The sequence below is a fragment of the Phormidium sp. CCY1219 genome (assembly GCF_055795085.1).
This window is the reverse complement of sequence record NZ_JAYFEQ010000930.1, coordinates 1-3,247: the sequence shown is the minus strand read 5'-3', so window position 1 is coordinate 3,247 and position 3,247 is coordinate 1. Positions and strand designations below refer to the sequence as shown.

The following is a 3,247-nucleotide window of genomic DNA, read 5'->3' as shown; positions in this document are numbered from 1 at the left end:
ACGGAAAATTGTTCCCCCAAGGGGTTGACAAAGGGATTGAGGATGGGCTATCTTGAAGTTAAAGGGGGAATTCGGGCTTATGTGCAATGCTTGGATTGCATAAGCAAAAACCAGCGCTTCACCGAGGATGCGATCGCCCCTGATAATCATCGGCAAGTTGCATCATCGGAAAACCAGAATTGCTCTGGGAGGGTGTAGGAAAAAAAGCAATGCACGCTGAAAGCGAGTCCTCAATTCTCGACAGATTCGTGCTGAAAATTTCCCTCAAATTGCAATAACCGTGCCATTTTCCCGTAAAATAATAAAAACTACTAAAACTGACCCCGGCATATCCTAACCCATGAGTTATTACATTGCTCCTAGATTTCTCAATAAACTCGCCGTCCATATCACCAAAAACTTTATGGAATTGCCCGGAGTGCGGGTGCCCTTAATATTGGGAATCCACGGGCGCAAAGGGGAAGGGAAATCCTTTCAATGCGAACTGGTATTCCAGCAAATGGGAGTCGAAGCGCTGCATATTTCTGGCGGAGAATTGGAAAGTCCCGATGCAGGCGATCCGGCGCGACTGATTCGCCTGCGCTATCGCGAAGCGGCGGAATTGATTAAAGTGCGCGGTAGAATGTGCGTGCTGATGATTAACGATTTAGATGCAGGCGCAGGACGATTCGATCGCACCACCCAATACACGGTAAACACCCAATTGGTGAATGCCACCTTAATGAATATTGCCGACAATCCCACCAACGTGCAACTGCCCGGAAGTTACGATTCCACCCCCTTACATCGCGTCCCGATTATCGTCACCGGGAATGATTTTTCCACCTTATATGCCCCCTTAATTCGGGATGGTCGGATGGAGAAATTTTATTGGGAACCCAACCGAGAGGATAAAATTGGAATTGTCGCCGGCATGTTTGAACCCGATGGCGTACCTCGGCGGGAGATAGAACAGCTTGTGGATAGCTTTCCCGATCGCTCGCTCGACTTTTACAGCGCATTGCGATCGCGACTTTACGACGAACAAGTAGAAGAATTTATCCACAGCATCGGCATCGATCGCGTTTCGGCAAGATTGGTAAACAGCAGCGAATCCCCACCGCAATTTAAAAAGCCCAATTTCACCTTGCCTCACTTAATTGAAATGGGGCATTTAATGAGCGAAGAACACAACTGGGTAGAGCGGATGCGGTTATCCCAAGAGTACAATCGATCCTTAGCAGCAGGCGATCGCATATCCGAAACAGCGGTGAGAAATGCTTCCCGAGAAACAGAAACCATGAAAACCATAGATCGCAACCAAATTGCCAACCCAGAAACCACCGCCCCAAACGCCGGAAACCGCGCAAGCGCCCCACAGACCCCCCATCTGTCCCCCGAGATAATGGAACAACTGCAACAAATAGCAATTGGCGGGCATCGAATTGGCATCGAATATGTAGATAAGCGGCGCTTCCAGACCAACGCCTGGAAAAGTTGCGCCTCATTAAGCGCCGATCGCCAAACCGAAGCGATCGCCGCCCTCGCCGCCTGTCTGCAGGAACACCCCAAAGACTACGTGCGCTTAGTAGCAATCGACCCCAACGCCAAACGACGGATTACCGAAACAATTATTCAGCGACCCTAGAATTAAACGGATAGTCCGCGTAGATAGTCCACCGCTGGCCATTATGACGCAACAACGTCAGATGACTCGCGGTGAACTGGCGATCGAATGGGCGCGGTTGGAATTCCTTCCATCCCGCTTTAAAGTGATTGCGCTTCAAATCTTTAAAAGCGATCGTCATGTGGGGCGAAAACGGGCGAGATTTCGCCTTTGGATCCCTAATCCCCAAAGACTGTTCCATCTGCTGGATTAACTCAGACTGGATCGCCAGCAATTCCGGAGTTTTTTCCACATGCACTTGATACTCCCTACGGATAAATCCGAGGGATTCTTAAAGAGTCCAAAGTCGGACTTTTAAAGGCGCAATCAAAACACCTCTACTGACTCCATTGAGGTTAAACCCCAATTTTGCCGCTACTTTTCTCAAAATATTTGCTGCCCCATTACAGTCAGCATTGATTTTGAATCCATCTGAAGTTTGGTACAATCCCCGCTTAACTCGTTTTCCAGACTCTTTCCACCCTTCGGGTTTTTCACCAAATGTAGGTAGTTCATCAAAGTCTAGAAAACTTGCTTTGCTGGTGTAGGATTCTTCGGTTTCAATGAACTGGATACCATATTGCTCACAGAGTTGAGCAATTCTGTCTTTTAGTCTAGCTGTAGGGATTTGAACAAAACTTTGATTGGTTTTACTACCGAGATTAATTTTTTGTCGTTGTCCTTCATTCCAGCCGAATACCACAGTTCCGATTCGGTGTTCAATGCAGTGATTTAATACGATTCTAGCAGCTTTATTAACTGCATCTCGCATTTGTCGGTTACGCTTTTCGGTGACTCTAGCCAATTGGTTTGACCAAAACCCTTGAGGTTGATTTTCTTTTAATCTTGCTACTCGTTTGTTGTACCACTGGTTCAATGATTTGAGATGCAACCCATCAACTATGAAAGATGTGCCAACATTGCTCACACAGGTGAGCCAGTTATTCAAGCCTGGGTCTATGCCTAAAACATTGTTGGTATCGACATCAGCCTGCACTGATTCAACTTTGTAGATAAACTCAAGGTAGAAAGCACCATTTCTTGGTAAGATTCGATATTCTCGAATTTTGCTAAAATCTAAGTTGGACGGCTTATGCACATAAAAGCTATCGACTCCGAACCAAGTTTTAACCAGTCTTCCTAGAGGAAACCGCAAACCTAATTCTTTCAGTTTCACCGCTTGTTTCGGATAGGTGACGAGGTTCAACCCTGGCTTTCTATAGCTAGGAAGTTTCGGTTTCTGCGTTACTGTACCTTGACTGATTCCCTTAATAGTCCCAAAAATGACTTAAACGCTTCAGCAACGGTGGTTAGACACTGCTGGGCTGATTGGGAGTACATCACTTGAAAATGTCGATTAGAAGCCATAAGGCGATGCAAGTCAAACTTATTCGGGATTTTACCCGTTTTGAAATAAAGTTGCCTTGCATAATACGTTCCGCAGTTGTGCAACTTATTAGACTCACCACAAATAAACTCAAGAATCGCTCTTAGTTCATTATTGGGATTAATTAAAATTTGTTGACATCCAAACATTTTTTTCACCTCCTTATGATATTATAAAGCACAAAGCCTTATCATGTCCAACGAATATAATTGCGG

4 protein-coding genes are annotated in these 3,247 nt (G+C 45.7%); 1 reads left to right on the top strand and 3 read right to left on the bottom strand.

Annotated elements, in window-relative coordinates:
* Positions 1-340: 340 nt before the first annotated feature.
* Positions 341-1,627, top strand: coding sequence for a ribulose bisphosphate carboxylase small subunit (locus AC0QH1_RS30505; protein ID WP_324635208.1), 1,287 nt, complete (start codon positions 341-343; stop codon positions 1,625-1,627).
* On the opposite strand, the gene AC0QH1_RS30500 is transcribed toward AC0QH1_RS30505, so the two are convergent.
* From AC0QH1_RS30500 to AC0QH1_RS30490, 3 genes are read right to left on the bottom strand one after another with little or no spacing between them, the layout of a single operon-like run.
* On the bottom strand, positions 1,611-1,904 hold the full coding sequence (locus AC0QH1_RS30500; RefSeq protein ID WP_324635207.1) for a 2'-5' RNA ligase family protein: 294 nt from the start codon (positions 1,902-1,904) through the stop codon (positions 1,611-1,613). The genes AC0QH1_RS30505 and AC0QH1_RS30500 overlap by 17 nt on opposite strands.
* Before the next feature lie 33 nt (positions 1,905-1,937).
* Entirely contained in the window at positions 1,938-2,852 is a 915-nt protein-coding gene (locus tag AC0QH1_RS30495; RefSeq protein ID WP_324635206.1) for an RNA-guided endonuclease InsQ/TnpB family protein, read from the bottom strand.
* 38 nt (positions 2,853-2,890) lie between these two features.
* A complete protein-coding gene (locus AC0QH1_RS30490) occupies positions 2,891-3,181 on the bottom strand; it encodes a hypothetical protein (RefSeq protein WP_324635205.1) in 291 nt (96 codons plus the stop codon).
* Between the last annotated feature and the right edge of the window lie 66 nt (positions 3,182-3,247).